A 22910-nucleotide genomic window follows, 5' to 3' on the forward strand; every position below is an offset into this window, starting at 1 on the left:
CGGCTCAGAGCCCTGGGTCCGCCGCGGGTGGAGAACCCTTCAGCTGTCCCTCAATGCTACCCGCGGGTAGGTTCCGGTGCTAGGGGATGGCTGCCCCTGAAAATCCGCCGGAAACTCGACTGCAGAGGCGTGGTGCACCAGGCTGTCCCAGGCGCGGTTGATCCCGTGGACGGTCCTGAGCAGCGCGGCGGCAATGACCAGCCAGGCCAGCCTTCCCACGCCCACCAGGACGAGCGCGGCAAATGCCGCCGCCGCCACGAACAAGACAAGCACCAAGGCAAACATCAGCGTTCCAATGAACACCAAGGTGGCTGTCTCCACTGCACTCAAGTCGAACTGCATGCTTCCCCCTGCGCCGTTGCTGCGGATGGATCAGTAGCTCGAGACTAGGGCCAGGTGCGGAGCTTCCTCCAGCCTCCCAGCCGTGCTGTGGCCGCGTTGATACGGGATCGAGACAATACTCCGGCGTAGGTCACGGAGTGATTGCGAAAACCTCATCTGTCACACCCGTAACGTTGCCTGGCAAGCAACCGGGCCGTTGGCCGGGCCGCAGGCAACCCCGGCGCGGGCCCGCCCGCGGCTCTGCGTTAACCTTGTAGTTGGCAGTTTTCGGGTTTCCGCTGCCCAGACCATCCCCCAGCCGCTAAGGAGAGTGTGTGCCCCGGTCCGCCACGTCCTCTGCGGACGCGATCAACGCCAGGCTCCGGGACCTTGAGCTCCTCACCAAGGGGCCGGCATGGGCTCTCACCCGTTCCGCCCCGTGGGTGATCGCCGTCCTGCAGGCATCCTTTACCCGCACCCGGCCGCAGCTTCCGCTGGAAGAGTTCCATGCCGACGTCGACTCCTTCCTTGAGCAGCTGCGGCGCCAGGACCCGGGGCTGGGCGGCCACGCCAACGGGAAGTCCTTCGGCGATGAGTGGACCCGCAAGCAGTTCCTGACGCGCCGGAACCAGTCGGGGCAGATCGTGTACGAGGTCACCGAGCCGGCGGCCCGCGTGCTGGCCTTCCTGGACAGCCTTTCCAGCGACAGGTCCACGCTCAACGGTTCCCGGCTGGGCACACTCCTGGGCGACGTGGAGAAGCTTGCCAACGAGACCAACCCGGATCAGAGCGCCCGGCTGGAGGCGCTGGAGGAGGAGATCGGGGAACGGCAGCAGCTGATCCAGGACATCAGCTCCGGCGACTTCGACGGCCTGCTCGACGACGAACAGGCAGTGGAGGCGGCCGGCAACATCCTGGACCTCGCGGCCAGCCTGCCCGCGGACTACAAGAAAATGCGTGACCGGATCGAGGAGCTGGTGGGTGGGCTCCGCAACCAGATCATCGAGGAATCCCTGACCAAGGGTGCCACCATGGCCCATGTTCTCGAGGCGGACAAGCGCCTGCGCCAGAGCCCGGAGGGCAGGACCTTCCGTTCCTTCACCGCCTTCCTTGAGGACCCGCAGCAGCAGCTGCGCTTCCGCTCCGCTATCGGCGAGGTGCTCAGCCGCCAGTTCGCGGACGACCTTTCGCCGGAAGACCGGGAGACACTGAAAAACCTGGTGGCGGAGCTCCGGCAGCAGCACAGCCAGATCCAGCGCATTTACGGCAAGCTCAGCGAAAGCCTGAACACCTACGTCCAAAGCGACGATTTCCGCCAGTCGGTGCGGCTCCGCAAGGTGTTGCGGGAGGCGGAGCAGGCGATCCGGTCCATGCCCTACGAGCGCGAACGCCCGGGTTTGGTCCGCGGTCCGGTGCTGTTCAACGCCGGGTTCGAATCGCTCTCCATGGTCAAGCTGTTCGACCCGGACGAGTTCGCTGCCCCGCCCAAACTCGCCGACCCCATCGCCTTCAGCGACTCGGACCGGGTCCGCTCGCCCCGGACCGCCAAGGCCAGGCCGGAGTCGATCCGCACCGCGGCGGCCGGCGCCGCCACCCTCGCCGAGGCGTGGGAGCAGCTCCCGCCGGAGGAGCAGCACATCAACTCCATCCGGGCGCTCCTCTCACACGCACTCCACACCGGCGCCGACTTTGACCAGCTGGCGTGGGAGGCCCTCGACTTCGAACAGATAGACGGCACCACCCGCAAGGCGTACCTGCCGGTGGTAACGCTCAAGAAGGATAGCGATGACTGAAGAGATTACGACGGCGGACGCCACGACGCCGCCGGCTGAGCCTGCCGAAACCCACACAAACTCATTCACAGCAGGCGTCAGCCCCCGCGACACCTTTGTGGACGGTGCCGCGCTCTTCCCCGGTGACACCGGCGTGCTTCCTATGAAGGTGCGCCAGGCGCTCGTAAAGCTGCTGAAGGGGCCTTATGTCGACGGCGGCCGGGACGAAAAGCTCTGGACAACGCTGCTGGACAACCAGCTGATCCTGCGCAGCCGCCTGTCCGAACTGTTCCTCACGCTGCAGCTGGACCACGAGCGTAAGATCGCGGTGCTGCGCCCCGTGGACCCCGACGCGATCGGCGGCAGTGCCCGGTCCAGCATCCTGCGCCAGCAGCGTGCCCTGAGCCGGGTGGAGACGATCGTGCTGCTGCGCCTGCGGCTCCTGCTTGACCGCCACGTCACGGCGCAGACGGACCCCACCATCACCCGCGAGGAAATCGCCGAACTCGTGGCCCACTACCAGCCGGCCGGCCAGCAGGACGCCCTGCGCGACTCGGACGTGGTAAACCGGGCAATCACCAAGCTCCTCGCCCGCCAGCTCCTGCTCACCACCGGCCTGGACGACGTCTACACCATCTCCAACGCCCTGCCCCTGGCCCTCCCCTTCGACAACATAGGCGACATCCCCGCCCAAATCGAAGCCCTAGTAGCCGCCACGGCAGACCCCACAGGCACCGAAGCAATGCTGGAGCTCGACGGCGACGGCGACGGTCCGGTTCGTTCGGATGATGAGCCTGAGGATGAATCGGAAGGTGACGTGCCTGCCGACGTAGCGGCTGCGGAGTCGAAGGTGACCACGGCTAACGAAGAAGGTATGGCCAAGTGAGTATTGCGAGCATGCTTCCGCTGGGCGACGTCGTCAACCCGGGGCAGATGCGCCTGGCCCTGGTGCAGGTGGTCAACTGGGGGACGTTCCACGGCGCCCACACCATGCATGTGGACCGCAACGGCACGCTGCTGACCGGCAACTCGGGCGTGGGCAAGTCGACGCTGTTCGACGCCATACTCCGGGTGTTCGACGCCCGGCCGCGCTCGAACGAGGCCGCGGCACAGCGCTCGGGGGCCGTGGAGGACAAGCGGACCACGTTCACGTACATGCGCGGCAAGGTAGGGGACAAGGCCGTTGGCGAGGGCTCGGCCAGTGCGTTCCAGCGCCCCGGCGCCACCTGGTCCGCCGTCGCCCTGACGTTCGACAACGCGGCGGGCGCCCGGGTGACGGTGTCGGCGCTGTTTGACCTGCCCAAGAACGGCACGGAGTCGAGCGTCGGCCGGTACTATGTGATCGACAACAGCCCGCTGGACCTGTCCGCCATCGAGGACATCGCCGAGAAGCGCTTCACCAGGGCGGGGCTGGAAAACATCTTCCCGGATGCCCAGGTCTTTGACGTGCACAAGGCGTTCGCGGAGCGCTTCCGCCGGCTCCTGGGCATCAACTCGGACCAGGCGCTGCCCCTGCTCCGCGTCATCCAGGCCGGCAAGGGCCTCGGCGGCAGCGTGAACACCTTCTTCCGCGACCAGGTGCTGGACTCCCCGGCGACGCTGGCCGCGGCGGACGATGTGGTCGAGGAGTTCAGCAACCTCATGTCCATCCGGCAGCGCCTGGAGGACGTCCGGCAGCAGCGCGACCAGCTGGCCCCGGTACCGGGCCTGAACAGGGAGTACGCGCAGTCACTGCTGGATGCGAACCGGCTCCGTGAGCTCGCGGGCGAGGAGTTCGAGGCCTACCGGCAACAGCTGGCTGTCACGGTGCACGAGAAGACGCTCGCCCGCTTCAAGGCGCTCGCCCAGGCCAAAGCCAAGGAGCTCGCAGCGGAACGCGGGGTGCGCGACGGCCTGGCCAAGGAGCTCCGGCAGCTGGAGGCGGACTACAACAACCAGGGCGGCAACGCCATCTCCTCGATCGAGCAGTCACTGGAAAACGCCCGGGTGGGCCTGAAGCTCCGCCAGCAGGTGGAGGAAGCGGCCCGGCAGGCGCTCGCGGACGCCGGCCTTGACCTGGACTGGACCGCCGAGGGCTGGGAGCAGGCCCACGAACAGGCCGCTGCCCGCTCGGCGGAGCTGAAGGACGATTCGGCGGCCCTGCAGGAGCTGCGCTTTGAGGCCTTCGATGCCCACGCCACAAAGAAGCGTGAGCTTGCCGCGGCCGAGCAGGAGCTTGTGTCGCTGAAAACGCGCAAGTCGCTGCTGCCGCCGTCGAGCATCGAGAACCGTGCCGCAATTGCGGCGGCCACGGGCATTCCCGAGGAACAGATGCCGTTCGGCGGCGAGCTGATCGACCTGGCCGAGGGGCAGGAGCAGTGGCGCCCCGCGGCTGAGCGCGCCCTGCGAAACCTGGCCACCACGCTGCTGGTGCCGGGCGAGCACTTCGCAGCAGTCACCCGCTACCTCAACGGCAACACCATCCGCGGCGCTTTGCGCGCGGTGGACGTGTCCAAGCCGCTCGCCGGCGCGGCGCTCGCCGTGGAGGACGTGGCCGACGGCGACCTGCTCACCAAGCTGGACATCCTCACCACCGGGACAAACGCCGATCACGGGGTCTGGATCCGTGAGCGGATCGCGCTCGACTTCGCGTACCCGTGCGTGGAGGACCCCGACGAGCTGGCCGCGCTGGACAAGGGCCTGAGCCTCGGCGGCGTGGTCAAACGCAACCGGCACACCGTGGAGAAGGACGACCGGTTCACCAGCCGGCAGGACTACGTCCTCGGGTTCGACAACGCCTCCAAGCTGGAGCTCGTGGCAGGGCAGGCGGAGGACCTGCGCCAGGAACTGGCCAAGGCAGCGGAACTGGCCCAAAGCCGCGAGGAATCACACCAGGGGATGTCCCGGCAGCTGGAGGCACTGCGCAGGGTGGCCGAGGACGACCGCCCCTGGGAACAGGTCTCGGCTTCGGTCGCGGCGGATGAGCTTGGCAGGATTGAACAGCGGCTCAAGGACGCCCTTGCCGCCCAGGCTGACCTCGAACCGCTCCGCGCCAACATCGAGGCGGCACGCCAGAGGCACCAGTCCAGCACCGAGGCCGCCGCGGTGCTGCAGAGCGAATACAAGGCGCTGGACCAGCAGCTGACGGCCTCCGATACACTGCTGGAAGCCGCACGCACCCGCCTGAGCCAGGCTCCGCCGTCGGACTCCACCGCCGCGGCGCTGGCGCCGTACTTCGCCGAATTCGGCGACGTCACGGAAATGCACGAGCTGGACAACCTCGCCGGCCGGGTGCGGACCCAGCTGCTCGGCGACCTGCACGGTGCAGAGTCCCGTGCGCAGGCCACGTCGGAGCGGCTCACGCGGATCTTCGAAGGCTTCGTCCGCGACTGGGGCACCGCCATTTCGGCCGACCACGGCACCTCCATCGGCGCCGTCGGCGAGTTCGAGGCCCGCTACCACGCGATCATCAATGACGGGCTGCCCGCGCAGGAGGCCGAGTTCCGGCAGTTCTTCAACCAGCGCACGCACGAGTCGTTCAGCACCCTGCTCCACCTGCTGGACGAGGAGCGCCGCTCCATCACCAGCAGGATCCTGCCGCTGAACGGGATCCTGTCCGAGGTGAATTTCCACGAGGGCAGTTACCTGGAACTCGACATCAAGCAGACCCTGCCCGCCACGGCCAAGCAGTTCAAGGACGCCATCCAGGCCGCGCTGAAGACCCGGCACACCCGGCACGCCAAGGCCGAAACCCCGCACGCGGGCCAGAACGACGACGCCGAACTGACCGCCCGCTACAAGTCACTGGAGACGCTGGTGAAGCGGCTGGGATCGCAGACTCCCGAGGACCGGCGCTGGCGGGCCGAGGTGCTGGACGTCCGCGGACACCTTTTCATCCAGTGCAAGGAGCACCGGGAAGTGGACGCGCCGGCCGGGAAGAAGGGCGGCAAGCGGACGGAAGTGTTCATGCATGCCGATACCGGCTCGATGTCGGGCGGTGAGCGCCAGCGGTTCACCGCGTTCATTATGGCTGCGGCGCTCAGCTACCAGCTGGGCATCGCCGAGCAGGGCTTCACCACCTACGGCACGGTCATGATGGACGAGGCGTTCGTGCTGGCTTCCGAGGAATTCGCCGGCGCGGGGATCAAGGCGCTGCACGAGTTCGGTTTCCAGCTGCTGCTGGCAGCACCCGAGAACGTCATCGACCTGTCCCGGCACCTGGGCTCTGTCACGGAGATCCTGCGGGACAGGCGGACCAACCGGTCCGGCGTGCTCACCGCCCCCGTTATCACCCCGAAACCGGGGACGGCGGGGCAGTGGCGGTCCGAGGCGAATCCGGTAGATATCGTGTTGCGTTAGTCTCTAACGCTTCGGTCCGGTTTATAACAAATCGATGGATTTATTGCGCTGGCCCTAGTGGCGGGCTGTTTCGGCATGCCACTGTGGTGACTCCACCAGTCTTCGCCAAACGCTCCGCAGGGTCACGGACACTCCCATGCGGCGGGCAGAGCAGCCCCTGCGAGCTTGACGGCGTCATTTTCGAAAGGCACCATCATGCGCCCTGCGTTCCGCGCCCCCGTCGTCACTGCCCTTGCCGCCGCCGCCCTCTCGCTGGCCGGCTGCGGGGCCATGGTGTCGGCAAATCCCTCGACGTCCTCGCCGGCCGCCTCGCCGTCATCCTCTGCGACGGCATCCGCTACTGCACCGTCATCGGCTTCGCCGGGCCCTTCAGCTTCTGCCGGGGGCGGCGCCGGCGGTGCAGCCTCGCCGGGGACCACGCCGTCGTCCGCTCCGGCACCTGCCGGGCTGAAGGCGTACACCTTCCCGAACGGGCACGTGTCCTTCAAGTACCCGGCCGACTGGAAGGTTGAGCTCTTCACCGGCGGCGGATCACCGTCGGAGTCCGCCACGGCGACGGTCATCGACGCCAGCGGAACCAGGCAGGCCACGGTGTACGCCGGAAAGATCGCCGACGGCGTCTCCCACCCGGTGACCCGCACCGTCTTCGAATCCGCACCGGTTCCCGGCCTCGCGGGACAGCCTGCGCCGGCCGCGCACTACGCGTTCTACGTGGACCGGATGGACAGCAACGCGACCTACCGCATGCACCTGGCGGCCGGAGCCCCCAAGCCAGGGCCGGGATCCGCGCTCGACGGCATCATCCGCACCGGGAACGGCGTCATCCTGGCCGACGTGCAGTTCATCGAGAAGCCCTTCGCCAGCGACGCCGCGGCCAAGTCCTGGCTGGCAGGCGCCGAGGGGCAGGCCCTCAAGGCGCTGCTGCTGAGCATCTCCTACAACTGACCCTCTCTCAGTTCCCGCAGCAAATTCACCAACGCTCCTGCACATTCATGTGCGGGAGCGTTGATGTCTGGGCGACGGGAGGTGGGGGAGCGTCGTGAGTTAGGAGTGTGCGGCCGTGCAGGCGTCGATCTGGGCCTGCACGATCCCCCCGTAATAGGCCACCAGCTCGTCAAAGTCCCAGCCGTCGAAAAGTCCCAGCGTCCGCACGGTTTCGCCGAAGCCGGTCATCAGCGCGGTGACCGTCGATGCATAGCGGCGGTCCGGCGTCGCGTCCCCGATGAGCTTTGCAATGCTGCTGACATAGCGTTCCCGCAGCTCGTTCCGCGCCGCCTCGGGATCCGGGGCATCGTGGACGTTGATCGGAATAATGGCCCAGGGTTCCTGCATGCCGCGTTCCCGGCGCATCAGGACGCGGAAGACGAGGGCGCCGCCGAGCTCCGAGGCCGGAACGCTCAGCTCGGTGAGCAGCGACTCGTCCGGCTGCACCGCGGCGAACAGCTTCGCCTTGGTGATGAACAGTTTCATCACCAGCGCCGCCGACACCCCGGCCTCGGCGGCGATGTCCCGGACCGTCACGGCCCGGTAGCCCCGCTCGCCGAACAGCCGGCCCGCCGCGGTGAGGATGGACTCCTGGCTGGGGCTGCTCATGTCCGCACCGGTTCGCCGCCGGTGTGGGCTGCGCTTCTTCGTCCCGTCCTGCTCCCTTCCGCGGGCTGTTCGGCTGAAAGATCCACGGTCACGGACCGGTTGTCGACGGCGAGCTTGCGCGCCACGGCTTGATGAGTCACGGGATGAAGCATAGTCACTATGTAGCGTCCGGCGGCGGGCAGCGGAAGTGTGTACACGCCGTCGTCGTCCGTCCTGGCGGTATCCACGTGCTCGCCGGTGGCGTGCAGCAGCGTCACCACGGCGCCGGCCACGGGTTCGCCGCCGACGGCCGCCCGGCCGGTGATGTCCAGCCGCTCGTGGAGGAGGAAGTTCTGCTTCAGCGTTCGGCCGTCGAAGTCGAAGACCTCAGCCATCGGTGCCCAGCCCGCGGCGTTGGCCACCACGAGGTACTTCCCTGCGCCCGGCAGGGCCACCGAATAGTTGCCTTCGGTGTCGACGCGGCTCCAGTCCACCGGCTCGCCCTCCGTCTGGAGGACGGTGACGACGGCGGGAGTGAGGGGGCGGTGGTCGGGTGCCAGGACGCGCCCCTGCACCACGAGTTCCGCTGCAGCCGGCGCGGCCGGGCGGTGGGTGGTGACGCGGGGAATGAAGATGGTGGCGATAACGGAGGCAACTGACGCCAGCGCGGCCATCCAGAACACGTCCCTGAAGGCGTCAAAGGAGGGCAGCCGGGCGGCGCCGAGCGGGATGGTGACCGAGGTGAGTACAGCGGCGACGGCTGCGCTGGAGGTGGACGTGCCGATGGAGCGGACCAGGCTGTTCAGGCCGTTGGCGGAGGCGGTCTCCGTGATCGGGACGGCACCCATGATCAGCGTTGGCATGGCGGCATAAGCGATGGCAGTGCCCACGCTCACTACCGTGGAGCCGATGATCACCCAGGTGATGGAGTCGTAGAAGAACACCCGGCCCACGTACCCGACGATCATTACGCCCGCGCCCGCCATCAGTGCTGACCTGCCGCCGAAGCGCCGGATGATGCCGCCGGACACCGGGGCGAACACCACCATGGCCAGGCCGGACGGCACCATGCAGAGGCCGGCCGTGATGACGTTCAGTTCAAAGCCGTAGCCGGTGGCGTGGGGAAGCTGCAGCTGCTGTGTGGTGAGGAGCATGTTGGCGAACATCGCGAAGCCGATGAGCAGCGATGCCAGGTTGGTCATCAGGACAGGCCGCCGCGCCGTGGTGCGAAGATCCACCATGGGCTGGCCCACCCTGAGCTCATACGGAATCCAGACGGCCAGCAGCAGTGCGGCCGCGAGGAACAGCAGCAGCACGGGTTCCGAGCCCCAGCCCCAGGCGCCGCCCTTGGAAATGGCCAGCAGCAGCGATCCCAGCGCCGCGGAGAGCACCAGCGCGCCCGCGTAGTCGAAACGGCCGGGAGTGCGCACCTTGGATTCCGGAACTACCAGGACGACGGCGAGCAGCAGCAGCGTGCCGGCGGCCGCGGAGACCCAGAAGATCGATGTCCAGCCGAGGCTTTCGTAGAGCAGGCCGGCGAGTGGAAGGCCCATGGCGCTGCCGATGCCCAGGGTTGCGCTCATGAGTGCGACTGCGGAGCCCATCTTTTCCTTGGGCAGTTCGTCGCGCATGATGCTGATGCCCACCGGGATCAGTGACGCGGAAAACCCTTGAAGTGCCCGCCCGATGATGAGCCACAGGAACGTCCCGCCCAGCGCGGCCATGACCGATCCCGCCACCATGATGGCCAGGCAGATGACCATCATCTTCCGCTTGCCATACATGTCGGCGCTGCGGGAGACGATCGGGGTGGCGACGGCACTCGCGAGGAGCGTAGCGGTCACGAGCCAGGATGCATCGTCGGGAGTAACCGCGAGGATCCGCGGGAAATCAGGCAGCAGCGGCACCACCAGCGTCTGCATGAGGGCCACGAGCGTGCCGCTGAGTGCCAGGACCGCGATGATGGCTGACGGACTGCGGACTGGTTTCGGGGCGGGGGGTGCTGTCATGTGCGGCAGGCCTTTGGAGGGAGGGTTGCCCGGACAGGGGGTGAACGGGCGTTTACTCCATCGAGTGAACCATTGTTCACCCTTGGCTGGCAAGGGGAAACGGCGTTAGTCTGGCCACTCCGGGCAATTACGTGACGCAAACCTTTCGTAATCTGGAGAAGGATAGGCTAGCCTTACTTAGGTTTGCTTCATTCACCTAAGGAGTTCCGTGACTTCCCCCCTCTTCCCCGGCCGGCAGGCTGTCATCGCCGGCCCTGCTGCCGCCGGCACAACGCGCCGCTCCCTGCTCAAGACCGCCGCCAAGGCCACCGCCGTTCTCGCCGCCGCGGCGCTTTCCCTGGCCGCCTGCTCCACCGGCCCGGCCTCGTCGTCCGCGGACACCGGCACTTCGGCTTCCGCGAGCGCCCAGTTCCCGGTAGCCATCAAGAACGTCTTCGGCGAAACCACCATCAAGGAACAGCCCAAGCGCGTTGTCACCATCTCGTGGGTCAATGACGACATCGCCCTCGCGCTCGGCGTGGTTCCCGTTGGCGTCCCGAAGAACGAGTGGGGCAACAACGGCAAGGGCTCCACACCATGGAAGGACGCCGCCCTCGAGAAGCTGGGTGCCTCGTTCGGCAGCGACAAGGCCCCGGTCCAGTTTTCCGAGGCCGACGGCGTCAACTTCACCGAGATCGCCAAGCTCAACCCGGACGTCATCCTGGCGGCCTACTCCGGCCTCGAAGCCGCCGACTACAAGAAGCTCAGCGAAATCGCGCCTGTCGTGGCCCAGCCCGAGCTCGCCTACGGCACTCCGTGGCAGGAAGCCACTACCCTGATCGGCAAGGCCCTCGGCAAGACCGCCGAAGCGGAGAAGCTCGTTGCCGACACCGAGGCCACCATCAAGGCCGAGGCAGCCAAGTACCCGCAGATCACGGGCAAGACCTTCATCTACGGCAACCTGGAGCCGGCCAAGGGCGACGGCGTGAACGTCTACCTCGCCGCCGACAACCGCCCGCGCTTCCTGAGCGAAATCGGCATGAAGCCGGCCGCCGTTGTGGAGGAGAAGTCCAAGGGCTCCAAGGAGTTCTTCACCGCATGGTCCGCCGAGAAGGCCAACGAGCTGGACTCCGACGTCTTCGTGACCTGGGTTCCGGATGCCAAGACCAAGGACCAGATCATCAAGGATCCCCTGCTGAGCCAGATCCCGGCCGTCAAGAAGGGCGCCCTGGTTGCAGACTCGGACAACACCCTGACACTGGCGATTTCCGCGTCGTCCCCGCTGAGCCTGCCGTGGGCCCTGAACACGTTCCTGCCGCAGCTCGCAGCCGGCGCTGACGCAGCCGCCAAGTAACTACCAGCCATGACACCAAGCACGACGACGGCCTCCTCCGGGGAGCGCGAACGTACACTTGCGGCCCCTGAGGCCGCGGCTAAAGGGCCACAACTGTACGTTCGCGCCGGGACCCGCACAGGAAAAGGCAATCAGCCCGCCTGGCTGCTCGCCGCCGTCGTCGTGCTTGCTGTTGTCTGCGGTGCGTCGCTGGCCGTGGGGGCCCGCGGACTGTCCCTCGAAACCGTGTGGCAGGCCCTGACCCAGTTCAACCCTGCGGACGGCGACCACGCCGTGGTGCACGCCCGGATCCCGAGGACCGTGCTGGGCCTGCTCGCAGGTGCGGCGCTGGGACTGGCCGGCGCCGCGATGCAGGGCGTGGCGCGCAACCCGCTGGCCGACCCGGGCATCATCGGCGTCAACGCCGGCGCCGCGCTGGCAGTCGTCACCGGCATCTACGTCTTCGGCATCTCCTCGCTGACCGGCTACATCTGGTTTGCCTTCATCGGCGCGGCTGCTGCCGCCGTCGTCGTTTACCTCATTGCCTCCATGGGCCGGGACGGCGCGACGCCGGTCAAGCTCGCCCTCGCGGGTGCCGCTCTCAGCGCCGGGCTGTTTTCCCTGATGAACGTCATCCTGGTCTCCAGCCAGGACACCCTGGACCGCTTCCGCTTCTGGCAGGTGGGCGGCATTGCGGGGCGCGACTGGTCCGTGGTGCTGCCCGGCCTGCCGTTCCTCGCCGCGGGGGCGCTGATCGTGCTCCTGGCCGGTCGGGTCCTCAACAGCCTGGCGCTCGGCGACGACGTGGCCCGCGGGCTGGGCCAGAACGTCGGCCTGGCCCGGGCCGTCACGGCGCTGGGCATCGTCCTGCTGTGCGGATCGGCGACGGCGCTGGCCGGACCCATCGGGTTCGTCGGCCTCGTCGTGCCGCACGCCGTCCGCTCCCTGACCGGGCCCGACTACCGCTGGATCCTGCCGTTCTCCGCCGTGCTCGCACCGGCGCTGCTGCTGGTGTCCGACGTCGTTGGCCGGGTCATCCTGCTTCCCGGCGAGGTCCCGGCCGGCATCATGACCGCCCTGATCGGGGCGCCGGTCTTCGTCTGGCTGGTCCGCCGCGGCAAGGGGGCAGGCCTGTGACCTCCGACGTGAGCACCACGATGCGCGAACGTACAGATAAGGCCCTCAATGAGCCCGATCCGGGGCCACAAGTGTCCGTTCGCGCTTCGAACCGGCGCCTGCTGAGCCCGCGCCCACTGAACCGGACAGCGGTACTGGCCGCCGGCGTCGTGCTTCTGTTGGCCGCCAGCATCCTGCTGGGCAGCTACACCGTGACCATCCCCGACTTCTTCAAAATCCTCGCCGCCCACTTCACCGGCGGCGAAAAGATCCCCGGCGCCAGCTTCATCGTGATGGAAGCCAAGCTGCCGCGGGCCGTCATCGGCACGCTGGTCGGCCTGGCGTTCGGACTTTCGGGCGCGCTGTTCCAGACCATGCTCCGCAACCCGCTGGCCAGTCCTGACGTGATCGGCATCAGCTACGGAGCCAGCGCCGCGGCTGTCCTGGCCATCGTGGTATTCGGTGCCTCCGGAGCTGTGGTGTCCGGCGCTGCCCTCGGCGGCGCCATGGCCGTGGCAGCGCTGATTTACGGCATCTCCCGCGGCGGTTCCCTGGGCTCCGGAGGCGGCAGCCGCGGGAACGCCGCCGGCAGCCGGCTTATTCTCTCCGGCGTCGGCATCGCCGCCGCGCTGCATGCCATGGTCAGCTTCCTCATGACCCGGGCAGACATCCGCACTGCCGCCGAGGCGCTGATCTGGATGAACGGGTCGCTGAACTCCGCCAGCTGGGAGCGTGCGGGGGTGCTGGCCCTGGCGCTGCTGCTCCTGGTTCCGGCTGCCGCTGTGCTGGCCGGACCGCTGCGCATCCTCGAACTGGGGGACGACGCCGCTGCCGGGCTTGGCGTCCGGGTCGGTGCCACCCGGCTGGGTCTGGTGCTCACCGCCGTCGCGCTCGCCGCAGTGGCGACGGCGGCTGCCGGGCCAGTAGCGTTCGTCGCCTTCCTCGCCGGCCCCATCGCGCGCCGGTTCACCGGCCGCCCCAGCCTCCCGGCGTCGGCCCTGGTGGGCGCCCTGATTGTCCTGGCGGCGGATTACTTCGCCGCCAATATCGCCCCGCTGCTGCTGGGCGGCACCGTCCTGCCGGTCGGCGTCGTCACCGGCGCCCTCGGTGCCCCGTTCCTGCTGTGGCTTCTGGTCACGTCCAACCGAAAGGATGCCTGATGGCTGTTCTGCACGCCCGGGACCTCACTCTGCAGTACGACCAGCGGCGGGTCGTGGAAAACCTGACGGCGGAGATCCCCGAAGGCAGGGTGACCATGATCGTGGGTGCCAACGCCTGCGGTAAATCCACGCTGTTGCGCGGCCTGTCCCGGCTCCTGAAGCCTGCCGGCGGCACGGTCACGCTTGACGGCAAGGACATCCACTTGCGCCCGGCGCGTGAGCTGGCCCGCACCCTCGGCCTGCTTCCGCAGCACCCGACGGCGCCGGACGGCATCACCGTCCGTGACCTGGTGGGCCGCGGGCGGTACCCGCACCAGGGCTTCTTCCGCAGCTGGTCGGAGAAGGACGACGCCGCGGTGCAGCGTGCGCTGGAAGCGACCGAAACGCTGGAGCTCGCCGGGCGGAACGTCGACGAACTCTCCGGCGGCCAGCGCCAGCGGGTGTGGATTGCCATGGCGCTCGCCCAGGAAACGGAGGTGCTGCTGCTCGACGAGCCCACCACCTACCTGGACCTTGCCCACCAGGTCGAGGTGCTGGACCTGGTCACCGACCTGAACCGGCAGCGTGGCAGCACCGTGGCGATCGTGCTGCACGACCTCAACCTCGCCGCGAGGTACGCGGACCATGTCATCGCCATGAAGGGCGGGCGCATCGTGGCCGAGGGCTCGTCGTCCGGCGTGATTACCGAGGAACTGGTCCGGCACGTTTTCGGACTGGAATCCCGGGTGGTGCCGGATCCGGTCACCGGCACCCCGCTGATCATCCCGCTCGGCAGGCACCACGCAGACCCAAAAGTTCCGACGACGACCCTGGAGAGGGCCTCATGAGTGCAGTACACAGCAGCGCAGTACAGAACGGTCCCGCCCGCACCACCTCTGTGCCGGACCGCCGCGGCCTGGCCACCGAGCCGATGACGCTCGCGTTCGATGTCACCGTCTCCGCCGTGCAGGAGCTCAGCCCGAACTTCCGGCGCGTGACGTTCGGCGGGTATTCACTCCGCGACTTCGGCGTCCACGGCGACAGCCTGGACCTCCGCATCAAGCTCATGATCCCCTCACTGGCGCCGGACGGCAGCCGGCTTCCGCTGCCGAAGTTCCGCATGGAGGAGAGCGGGTGGTACCAGGAGTGGCTGGCCATGGACCCGGCCACCCGCGGCTCCATGCGCACGTACACTGTCCGGCAGGCCCGGCTGGACGCTGTGTACCCGGAGATCGACGTCGACTTCGTGATGCACTTCGACGCCGACGGCAACGGCGGCCCGGCGGCGAACTGGGCGCTGACGGCCAGGCCGGGCGACACCCTCACCCTGATCGGGCCCAACAACCGCGCCGCGCACTGCGTCACGGCGGAGACGTACTCGGGCATCGAATGGCGGCCCGGCCTGGCCGGGCGGGTGCTCCTGGCCGGCGACGAGACGGCCGTCCCCGCGATCAGCGCCATTCTCGAAAGCCTGCCCGGCTACATGACCGGGCATGCCTTCCTGGAAGTGCCGGAGGCCGGGGACTTCCTGGACCTGGAGACAGCGGCAGACATCGAAATCACCTGGCTGGCACGCGGCGCCTCGATCGGCAGGTCCCGGCCGCACGGCGAACTCCTCCGGGAAGCGGTGCGGTCGGCCGTCCCCGTGCCGGGCTGGGTGGGCATCAAGTCCGCCGAAGCCGCCGGCCCGGAGCCCGATGACGTGAACGTGGACCAGGAGATTCTCTGGGAAACCCCGGCCCGGCTCGATGCTGCCGCCGTCAGCGCCACGAAGAACCCGGACAAGCCCGCCGGCGCCCTGCCGTTCTACGCGTGGATCGCCGGGGAGGCCGGGGTCATCAAGGAGATGCGCCGCTACCTGGTGCGCGACGTCGGGATCGACCGGAAGCAGGTGGCGTTCATGGGGTACTGGCGCCAGGGCAAAGCCGAGCTCTGACCCCGACGCTTCCTCAGGTCCTGCCGCCTGTACCCCGACGCTTCCTCAGGTCCTGTCGCCTGTACCCCGACGCTTCCTCAGGCCGACCACCCGGGGGAAGGACCCGCCGTCGTTCATCTTCGGTTTCCCTGGCTGTTGCCCTGCCTGTGTACCTTGTCCGGGTGGGTGTCTCTCCATCGCTTCCGGACCGGGGCAGGCGGCTCGTCTTCGTTGCCTTGGGGGACTCTTTTACGGAAGGCGTCGGCGACCGGAGTTCCAAGCTGCCCAACGGTGTACGCGGCTGGGCTGACCGGGTGGCGGAGAAACTCGCCAAGGCAGAACCCGGCTGGCACTACGCCAACCTCGCAATCAGGAGCAAGCGCCTGCGCCACATCGTGGATGAACAGCTGGAGCAGGCACTCGCTATGGAGCCCACGCTGATCACCCTCTACGCCGGCGGCAACGACATCCTTGACTTCGGCACCGACATGGACGCGCTCCTGGCCCAGTACGAGGAATTAGTGGCCCGGCTGGCGGCCACCGGCGCCACCCTGGTCCTGTTCACCGGGTTCGACGTCAAAGTGTCCGCGGTGCTTGAACCGCTGAAGAAGCGGAACACCCTGTATAACCGGCGAGTCCGGGAGCTGGCCGCCAAGTACGGGGCCGTCCTCGTGGACTACTGGTGCTTCGAGGCATTCCATGACCGCCGGATGTGGGACACCGACCGGCTGCACATGTCCAAGACCGGCCACAAATACCTCGCGGCCCAGGTCCTGGACCACCTGGGGGTGCCGCACAAGATCAGCCTGAAGGAGTGGGAGCCGCCGGCCAGGGTGACGCTCCGCGACTGGGAACGGCGACAGCGGCGCTGGGTAAATGACTGGGTGCTGCCGCTGTTTGGACGCAAGCTTCGGGGCGTCACACTGGGCGACAACCTTAGTCCCCGCTGGCCCCAGCCGGTGAAGGTGCCGCGGAAAGGCGGACTGAAAAAGCTGATGGAGCCACCGGCACGTTAACCGCGCGCCTGGTCAGTAGGGATCTAGTCCAGCAGGTTCTCGAACCCCGGCGCCGTGCGGGCGGCAGCGAATTCCACGACGTCGAAGTCGGCAATGCCGTGCACGTTGAACGGATCCTTGGCCAAGGACTCGTCGAGTGTGGGCCGGTCGGACCTGGAGAGCAGCACTCCGCCTGTGCGCGGAACCTTGCGGCCGGAGACAATGAAGATGCCCTGGTCAAAGGCATCGTTCAGCCAGTCCATGTGGGCATCCACGTGTTGGTCCACGATCTCCTGGGCAACTTTGTAGGTCAGGGAAACTACGTACATGACCGCCAGCCTACCGCCAGTGCGTTGCCGCCCGGCGACTCGCCGTGGCCGGAACCGGCCTTGAACCGTCAAGCGTCAGTTCTCCTAGGATGGAGTAATGACTGAACCGCGCTGGCTCAACGACAATGAACGCCGGGCATGGCTTGCCCTGCTGAGCATCAACACCATGCTGCCCGCGTCGCTCGATACCCAGCTGCATGCCGCAGGCAAGGTGTCGCTGTTCGACTACAACGTGCTGGCGATGCTCTCCGAGGCGGAAGGGCGCTTCCTGCCGATGAGCGAGCTGGCCGCACGGACCAGCGCCTCACTCTCGCGGCTCTCCCATGTGGTCACCAAACTCCAGAACCGCGGCTGGGTGGAACGCCGGCCGCATCCCGGCGACGCCCGCGTCACCACGGCGCACCTCACCGAAGAGGGCATGGCCACCATCGTGGAACTGGCGCCGGGCCACGTCGAATCCGTGCGCTCGCTGTTCCTCGACGCCCTGAGCGAGCGGGATGTTGGGGACCTTGCACGCATCGGCGAAAAGATTGTGGCCCGTCTGGACAGCAATCACTGGATCCTCCGCGAGCGGCAGCACTAACGGCAGAAGCAGCCCCCGGCAGCAGGACCGCACTTGCATGTCTTGGTTGCTCCCGGCAACGGGTGGCAGACTTGCTCCCATGGATTTCACGGCCCGCTACGTTGCCCTCGGAGACTCCTTCACAGAGGGCGTGGGCGACGACGACCCGACACGGCCCAACGGGGTCCGCGGCTGGGCTGACCGGGTCGCTGAGCAACTGGCCGCCGCGGACCCCGGCTTCGGCTACGCCAACCTGGCCATCCGCGGCCGCAAGCTGCGCCAGATCCTGGCCGAGCAGGTGGACGCCGCCATCGCCCTCAATCCCACCTTGGTGTCCCTCTACGCCGGCGCCAACGACATTCTCCGGCCCAGGATCGACATCGACGACCTGCTCGCAGACTACGAGAAAGCCGTCGGAAAGCTCACCGCCACCGGCGCCACGGTGGTGCTGTTCACGGGCTTCGACGCGCGGGGCTCCAAGGTCTTCGGAACCATGCGGGGGCGTACGGCCATCTACAACGAGCTGGTGCGGGGCATTGCCGGGGACCACGGCGCCCTGCTGGTGGACTACTGGCGCTTCAACGAATACTACGACTGGGGCATGTGGGCCAGGGACCGGATGCACATGTCCGCCGCCGGCCACGCCAACATGGCCAGGCGCGTCCTGACGGTCCTCGAACATGAGCATTCCATCGAGGTGCCGCCGATGACCCCCGTGCCCGAGCTCAGCAAGGCTGAGGCGTTACGTGCCAACGCCCAATGGGTCCGGGAATTCGCGGCGCCGTGGGTGGTCCGGCGGGTCACGGGCAAGTCTTCCGGCGACAGCCTCCAGCCCAGGTACGCCCGGCTCACCCGGCTCTAGCGCGCGCTCCGCCGGATCAGAGGCGGCTGGTCCCGAGTTATCGCCGGAACCCGCCCGTCGCCAGCAGCTCACCATTTGCACGGACGGCCAGCGCCTCGATGTCCCACATGGCAGTGGCCCGGTTGAGCATGGGAATCCCGCCGGCCACGATCGCGGTCGCGAGCACATCAGCCGTCACTACATCCGCTGCCGCGACGGAGACCTGCAGGAATTCCGCTGCCCGGGCCGTGGCGCTCCAGATATGGTCCCCGCGCTCAGCGGAACCGGAGGTCGCCAGCGCGGCCGGGGTCCCGCCGTCGGCCGTCTTTTCACCCGACGGATACCCGCCAAGCGGGAGCCCGCCCAGCGGGAATCCCGCCAGCAGGGTCCTGCGGTCCGCCGGGTCAACGATTCCCGCCCGCCAGGGCGCATCGCTGCCGGGATGGGGGGAGCCGCTGACCAGCACGTCCCCGCCGGCGTTCAGGCACCAGTTGGCCATGCCGAGCGCCAGCAGCGACATGCCGGCTTCCCTGATCGCGTGCCCCTTGACGATCCCGGAGAGGTCCAGCGCCCCGTCCGGGCGCTCCGGCGTGAATGCACCCTCGGTGAGGAGCCTCCATCCGGCCGCCTCCTCGTACCGCGCCCGCATTTCCGCCGATGCCGCCGGCAGCGAGAGTTCTCCGCGCATCAGCCGGCTCGCTTCCGAATCGGCGCGGTAAAGGCTGAAGATGCTGTCCAGTTCAGTGAACAGGCGTTCGACGACGGCGGTCGCCGCTGCCAGTTCATCCGCCGCTGCCTGGGGTGCTTTATGGGCCTCCGTCGGAACTGTCAGGCTGATGACCGTCCCCATGCAGGTGAACGTCCGGGCCCGGAGCCGGTGCGTGGTTTCAGAGGTTTGCTGCATCGAGGGCTGCCTGGAGGGAGGTGAGGTACGCGTCGCTGGTCACGGTGGCGCCGCCCACGGTCTGCACGTCGGCGGACTGCGCCTGCAGTACCTCGCTGCGGAGAATCGGGGCGGCGTAATTGCTGATCTGCACGGACCGGCCCTCGGCGTCGGTGAGTTTCAGGGCCGCGACGTCGGTGATCTGCCCGGACTTGACGGTGATCTGCACCTGCACGGTACCGAAGCGGGTCTGGACCACGTCGCCGTCGTACGTGCCGCCGGCCTTGGCCGCCGCACCGGCGGCTCCCGCCGCGCCGGATGTGCCCGTCGCTCCCGCGCTGCCCGTCGCCCCGGACGCCGCTGATGATCCCGACGACGTTGTGCCGTCCGTGGTTCCCGCGGCCTGGTTTCCCGTCGCGGCGGCCGCCAGCGCGCTGCGAGTATCGGCCACGTGGACGCCTGATTGCCAGCCGACCAGGAGGATGCCGGCCGAAGCCAAGGCGGCTGAAACTGCTGCTCTGATTCTCACCAGTCGAACCTTTCGTGATGGAGCTGATCTTCATGGACGCCCGCGGCACGGGCGGCGTTCAGGACATTGCCTGCCCACCTCGAGGGCCCGCACACGTAAACATCGGCGGAACCGATTTCCGGGACGTAGTCCGCCAGGCTGTAGCCGGCCCGGTGCTCGGCGGCCGGAAGCCAGCTGTCAGGTGAGCCCGGGTCCCGTCCGCCGGTCAGATGGAAGAGTGTCGCGCCGCGCTGCCGGCACAGTTCGAGGATTTCCTCGCCCAGGTAGAGCTCCTGGTTGCTGTGCCCGCGGAGCAGGACCGTCGCCTGGCCGGGAGCGAAGGGGGTGGTTTCCAGGAGGGCCCGCAAAGGCGTGATGCCGATTCCGGCGCCGATCATGACCACGCGGTCCTTGCTGCGTGCTGCGGAGCTGAAGAGTCCATAGGGCCCCTCGACGGCCACCTTCGTTCCGCGCCGCAGCCTGAGAAGCTGGGCCGAGCCGCGACCAAGGTCGCGGACCGTGATCCTCAGCCTGCCGTGCCCATCAGGCCCGGTCCGTACCGGCTCGGCCGACAGGCTGAACGGATGCGGATGCCACCACAGTCCAGGGGCGAGGAAGCGCCAGATGAAGAACCGCCCACCGTTGCCGGCCAGCGATCCGAGCTGCAGGCCGCTCATTTCGATGTTGACCACCCCGGGGGCTACAGACGTGACTCGTTCAACCGTGAGCTGGTGCCTGAAGGTTGCCCGTACGGGCTGGATGACGCGGTAGTACAGCAAGGCGGCGCCGGTGGCGATGCAGATGGCGAGCCAGTACCAACGCTGCCAGGTCCCTTCCGCGAAGAGACCGCCCACGCTGAACTGGTGCGGCAGCGAGGTGAGCACGGCGGCATAGGTGAGCAGGTGCACGGCGTACCAGAATTCGTAAGGGAAGCGCCGTCGGACCGCCACCAGGGACGTGACCACCACCGCAATAAAGAGGGCCAGGGAGACGAACGCGAGCCACATGTCGGGCACCAGCACCCAGAGCGCCACGGCTTCGCTGACAGGGTCGAGCCCCTCTGCCATGCCGTAGCCCACCGCGATAAGCAGGCCGTGGGCAAGCAGCAAGTACAGCGAGGGTTTCCCCAGCTTCCGGTGGAATTCGAGCGCCCGGTCGTGCCCCACAGCGCCGTCGATGAAAGGAATCCGGGCCGCCAGCAAAAGCATGAGCAGCACCAGGTCCATGCCGGCAAGGCCGGCGACAATGCCTAGTGCGGTGAGCAGGCCGGCAGGCGAGGAAGCCGCCGTCAGGCCGCCGTCGGCAAGCCAGAGCGCAACCGAAGCGGCCAGTGAGGACCATGCCGCTACCGTCAGGGCGTCGGCGCGGAGGAGCCTGCGCCGGTGCCGGCCGGCGAAGCGTCCGGTGTCCCGGACCGGAGCAGGCCCGTGGACCGGAGGCACTGTGGTCCCGGTCCCGGTCCCGGTCCCGGTGTCGGTCCTAGGGGAGGGCAGGAGCTGTGTGTTCATGGCTCAAGATTCCGCTCCGAGCCTATGGCTTTGCTGTGAAGAGCCTTCTTTCCGGATATGACTTGAAGAAACTTCTGCAGCCGGGGGCGCGGGGGCTTTATACACCCTTTCCCGCCCGATTGGTCTTTAATTCGCGTGTCTCGTAGACTTGGTTGGCGCTAGGTGGCGCGGAGCGTGTGCAATTGCTCCGGTTTGCGGCGGCTGTAGGCAGTATTTACAGTTCCGGAGGCCGGCAGTTAGGGGCTCAAGTTGCGTGCATTCCTGTATTCGCCCAGTATCCCGGCACTTCGCAGTGGTTTCCATTGCCAGGTGTCCGTGGCTCATCGTAATTCCGCAGCAGTAGCCCGGTTCGCCGGTGTTTGTCACCTGCGGGATGGGTGAGGCTGGATCCGGACGCCGCCTGCCGCACGGGCAGAAGTCTGCCCGCCGTTTCATTCATTTTTCAGAGGAGAGTCGTCATGGCAGCACACTGCCAGGTGACCGGAGCCGAGCCGGGCTTTGGACACAGCATTTCGCACTCGCACCGCCGCAACAAGCGCCGGTTCGACCCGAACATCCAGAAGAAGCGCTACTGGGTTCCGTCCCTGCGCCGTAATGTCACTCTGCAGGTCTCTGCAAAGGGCATCAAGACCATCGACGTACGCGGCATCGACGTTGTCGTCGCCGACATCCTGGCGCGAGGAGTGAAGCTCTAGTGGCAAAGGACAAGGACGTACGTCCGATCATCAAGCTCAAGTCGACCGCGGGCACGGGTTACACCTACGTAACCCGTAAGAACCGTCGTAACGATCCGGACCGCCTGGTCCTGAAGAAGTACGACCCCAAGATCCGCCAGCACGTCGAATTCCGAGAGGAGCGCTAAACACATGGCTAAGAAGTCCAAGATTGCTCGCAACGAGCAGCGCAAGGTCATCGTTGAGCGTTACGCTGCAAAGCGCCTCGAGCTGAAGAAGACCCTGGTTGACCCGAACGCGACTGACGAAGCACGCGAAGCTGCACGCCTCGGCCTGCAGAAGCTGCCCCGCAACGCCTCCCCGATCCGTCTGCGTAACCGCGACATCATCGACGGCCGTCCGCGCGGTACCTTCCAGAAGTTCGGTATCTCCCGTGTTCGCTTCCGCGACATGGCTCACCGCGGTGAGCTCCCGGGCATCACCAAGTCTTCCTGGTAATCCAGCACCGCTGATTCCAGCTGCTTGAGGAGGGCCGGCAACCACATGGTTGCCGGCCCTCCTTTGCGTTTAACGGCCTTTCTGCCCACGTGATGCACCACACAGAATGGACTTACGACGGCGATCGGCCGGCTTTCGGCCCATCGCCCGCCATTGGCCGCGAAATGCCGCGGTTTTAACCCGTTCCGCGGCCAATTTGCGTGGGCGTTCCGGGGCGTGTAGAGTCTTTCGAGTCGCCGCCGCTGATGCGGAAAGATAGCGACCGACCCCCTTTCAAATGGCCTGGAAAATGGTGCGCTTAGCGGTGTGCTGTGGACGGGGCGGGGGCCTTCCTGAAAGCGGTGATCGCGGAAACGCTGATTTGCAAAGCTTTGCGGGGTCGGGTAAGTTTGAAAAGTTGCTCCGGAGCGATCCTGAATGTTTGGTTTGGGTGGTGCCGGGTGTGTCTGTTGTTTGAGAACTCAATAGTGTGCCAAGTTTATTGATACCGATTTTTTGTTGAATTGGTTGAATTGCCGGGCCGTGCCGCCTCCGTGGTGTGGTCTGGTGTTTTTAGCTGGTTTCGAATTTTGTGCAGCCTGGTGCGGCGTTATTTCCGTCGTGTTGGGTTGTGTCTGT

General features: G+C 67.2%; 22 protein-coding genes. 15 read left to right on the forward strand and 7 right to left on the reverse strand.

The features are described from left to right. Window positions 1-39: 39 nt before the first annotated feature. Window positions 40-342 carry a hypothetical protein gene (locus ACFRAH_RS13835; protein WP_377991459.1) on the reverse strand — a complete coding sequence of 101 codons (303 nt, stop codon included), beginning with the start codon at window positions 340-342 and terminating at the stop codon, window positions 40-42. Window positions 343-656: 314 nt separating this feature from the next. On the opposite strand from ACFRAH_RS13835, the gene ACFRAH_RS13840 reads away from it, so the two are divergent. From ACFRAH_RS13840 to ACFRAH_RS13855, 4 genes are all read left to right on the forward strand, one after another. Continuing rightward, window positions 657-2114: a DUF3375 family protein gene (locus ACFRAH_RS13840; protein WP_377991460.1), complete on the forward strand. Its 1458-nt coding sequence runs from the start codon at window positions 657-659 to the stop codon at window positions 2112-2114. After that, window positions 2107-2979 (forward strand): DUF4194 domain-containing protein, encoded by an 873-nt coding sequence (locus ACFRAH_RS13845; RefSeq protein WP_377991461.1) that lies wholly within the window; start codon window positions 2107-2109, stop codon window positions 2977-2979. The genes ACFRAH_RS13840 and ACFRAH_RS13845 overlap by 8 nt, the downstream gene beginning before the upstream one ends. After that, complete coding sequence (locus tag ACFRAH_RS13850; RefSeq protein ID WP_377991462.1) at window positions 2976-6431, forward strand: ATP-binding protein; 3456 nt, start codon at window positions 2976-2978, stop codon at window positions 6429-6431. The genes ACFRAH_RS13845 and ACFRAH_RS13850 overlap by 4 nt, the downstream gene beginning before the upstream one ends. A gap of 195 nt (window positions 6432-6626) precedes the next feature. After that, entirely contained in the window at window positions 6627-7376 is a 750-nt protein-coding gene (locus ACFRAH_RS13855) for a hypothetical protein (protein ID WP_377991463.1), read from the forward strand. A 99-nt stretch (window positions 7377-7475) separates the two neighbouring features. Here the strand turns inward: ACFRAH_RS13855 and ACFRAH_RS13860 are convergent, their stop codons facing one another. Together ACFRAH_RS13860 and ACFRAH_RS13865 are read right to left on the reverse strand one after the other, a co-directional pair. Continuing rightward, window positions 7476-8024: a TetR family transcriptional regulator gene (locus ACFRAH_RS13860; RefSeq protein WP_377991464.1), complete on the reverse strand. Its 549-nt coding sequence runs from the start codon at window positions 8022-8024 to the stop codon at window positions 7476-7478. After that, window positions 8021-10012 (reverse strand): MFS transporter, encoded by a 1992-nt coding sequence (locus ACFRAH_RS13865; protein WP_377991465.1) that lies wholly within the window; start codon window positions 10010-10012, stop codon window positions 8021-8023. Before ACFRAH_RS13865 ends, ACFRAH_RS13860 begins: the two co-directional genes overlap by 4 nt. Window positions 10013-10220: 208 nt before the next feature. On the opposite strand from ACFRAH_RS13865, the gene ACFRAH_RS13870 reads away from it, so the two are divergent. The 6 genes from ACFRAH_RS13870 to ACFRAH_RS13895 all read left to right on the forward strand — a co-directional run bounded on the left by ACFRAH_RS13870 (window position 10221) and on the right by ACFRAH_RS13895 (window position 16510). Next, on the forward strand, window positions 10221-11345 hold the full coding sequence (locus ACFRAH_RS13870; RefSeq protein WP_377991466.1) for an iron-siderophore ABC transporter substrate-binding protein: 1125 nt from the start codon (window positions 10221-10223) through the stop codon (window positions 11343-11345). A gap of 9 nt (window positions 11346-11354) precedes the next feature. After that, window positions 11355-12461, forward strand: a complete 1107-nt coding sequence (locus ACFRAH_RS13875) for a FecCD family ABC transporter permease (RefSeq protein WP_377991467.1) — start codon at window positions 11355-11357, stop codon at window positions 12459-12461. Between the two features lie 20 nt (window positions 12462-12481). Further along, a complete protein-coding gene (locus tag ACFRAH_RS13880) occupies window positions 12482-13600 on the forward strand; it encodes a FecCD family ABC transporter permease (RefSeq protein ID WP_377991481.1) in 1119 nt (372 codons plus the stop codon). Further along, entirely contained in the window at window positions 13600-14427 is an 828-nt protein-coding gene (locus ACFRAH_RS13885; RefSeq protein ID WP_377991468.1) for an ABC transporter ATP-binding protein, read from the forward strand. The genes ACFRAH_RS13880 and ACFRAH_RS13885 overlap by 1 nt, the downstream gene beginning before the upstream one ends. Before the next feature lie 83 nt (window positions 14428-14510). After that, on the forward strand, window positions 14511-15515 hold the full coding sequence (locus ACFRAH_RS13890) for a siderophore-interacting protein (protein WP_377991482.1): 1005 nt from the start codon (window positions 14511-14513) through the stop codon (window positions 15513-15515). Between the two features lie 161 nt (window positions 15516-15676). Next, entirely contained in the window at window positions 15677-16510 is an 834-nt protein-coding gene (locus ACFRAH_RS13895; protein ID WP_377991469.1) for an SGNH/GDSL hydrolase family protein, read from the forward strand. A 23-nt stretch (window positions 16511-16533) separates the two neighbouring features. On the opposite strand, the gene ACFRAH_RS13900 is transcribed toward ACFRAH_RS13895, so the two are convergent. Then, window positions 16534-16818, reverse strand: a complete 285-nt coding sequence (locus tag ACFRAH_RS13900) for a YciI family protein (protein WP_377991470.1) — start codon at window positions 16816-16818, stop codon at window positions 16534-16536. A 97-nt stretch (window positions 16819-16915) separates the two neighbouring features. Between ACFRAH_RS13900 and ACFRAH_RS13905 the strand changes: the two genes are divergently transcribed. Both ACFRAH_RS13905 and ACFRAH_RS13910 read left to right on the forward strand, forming a co-directional pair. Beyond that, window positions 16916-17401 carry a MarR family winged helix-turn-helix transcriptional regulator gene (locus tag ACFRAH_RS13905; protein WP_377991471.1) on the forward strand — a complete coding sequence of 162 codons (486 nt, stop codon included), beginning with the start codon at window positions 16916-16918 and terminating at the stop codon, window positions 17399-17401. Between the two features lie 79 nt (window positions 17402-17480). Continuing rightward, window positions 17481-18242 carry an SGNH/GDSL hydrolase family protein gene (locus ACFRAH_RS13910; RefSeq protein WP_377991472.1) on the forward strand — a complete coding sequence of 254 codons (762 nt, stop codon included), beginning with the start codon at window positions 17481-17483 and terminating at the stop codon, window positions 18240-18242. Window positions 18243-18279: 37 nt separating this feature from the next. On the opposite strand, the gene ACFRAH_RS13915 is transcribed toward ACFRAH_RS13910, so the two are convergent. The 3 genes from ACFRAH_RS13915 to ACFRAH_RS13925 are packed head-to-tail and all read right to left on the reverse strand — an operon-like array spanning window position 18280 to window position 21120. Continuing rightward, entirely contained in the window at window positions 18280-19125 is an 846-nt protein-coding gene (locus ACFRAH_RS13915) for an FAD:protein FMN transferase (protein WP_377991473.1), read from the reverse strand. After that, window positions 19109-19633 carry an FMN-binding protein gene (locus tag ACFRAH_RS13920; RefSeq protein ID WP_377991474.1) on the reverse strand — a complete coding sequence of 175 codons (525 nt, stop codon included), beginning with the start codon at window positions 19631-19633 and terminating at the stop codon, window positions 19109-19111. The genes ACFRAH_RS13915 and ACFRAH_RS13920 overlap by 17 nt, the downstream gene beginning before the upstream one ends. After that, window positions 19630-21120, reverse strand: coding sequence for a ferric reductase-like transmembrane domain-containing protein (locus tag ACFRAH_RS13925; RefSeq protein WP_377991475.1), 1491 nt, complete (start codon window positions 21118-21120; stop codon window positions 19630-19632). Before ACFRAH_RS13925 ends, ACFRAH_RS13920 begins: the two co-directional genes overlap by 4 nt. A gap of 458 nt (window positions 21121-21578) precedes the next feature. On the opposite strand from ACFRAH_RS13925, the gene rpmB reads away from it, so the two are divergent. Genes rpmB through rpsN form a run of 3 tightly spaced genes read left to right on the forward strand, consistent with a single transcriptional unit; the run spans window position 21579 to window position 22292 of the window. Continuing rightward, window positions 21579-21815, forward strand: a complete 237-nt coding sequence (rpmB, locus tag ACFRAH_RS13930; RefSeq protein ID WP_003798559.1) for a 50S ribosomal protein L28 — start codon at window positions 21579-21581, stop codon at window positions 21813-21815. After that, entirely contained in the window at window positions 21815-21982 is a 168-nt protein-coding gene (gene rpmG, locus ACFRAH_RS13935; RefSeq protein ID WP_003798558.1) for a 50S ribosomal protein L33, read from the forward strand. Before rpmB ends, rpmG begins: the two co-directional genes overlap by 1 nt. 4 nt (window positions 21983-21986) lie before the next feature. After that, window positions 21987-22292 (forward strand): 30S ribosomal protein S14, encoded by a 306-nt coding sequence (gene rpsN / locus ACFRAH_RS13940; protein ID WP_003798555.1) that lies wholly within the window; start codon window positions 21987-21989, stop codon window positions 22290-22292. Window positions 22293-22910 lie beyond the last annotated feature (618 nt).

Source organism: Arthrobacter sp. NPDC056727, from assembly GCF_042790555.1.
Lineage (GTDB): Bacteria > Actinomycetota > Actinomycetes > Actinomycetales > Micrococcaceae > Arthrobacter.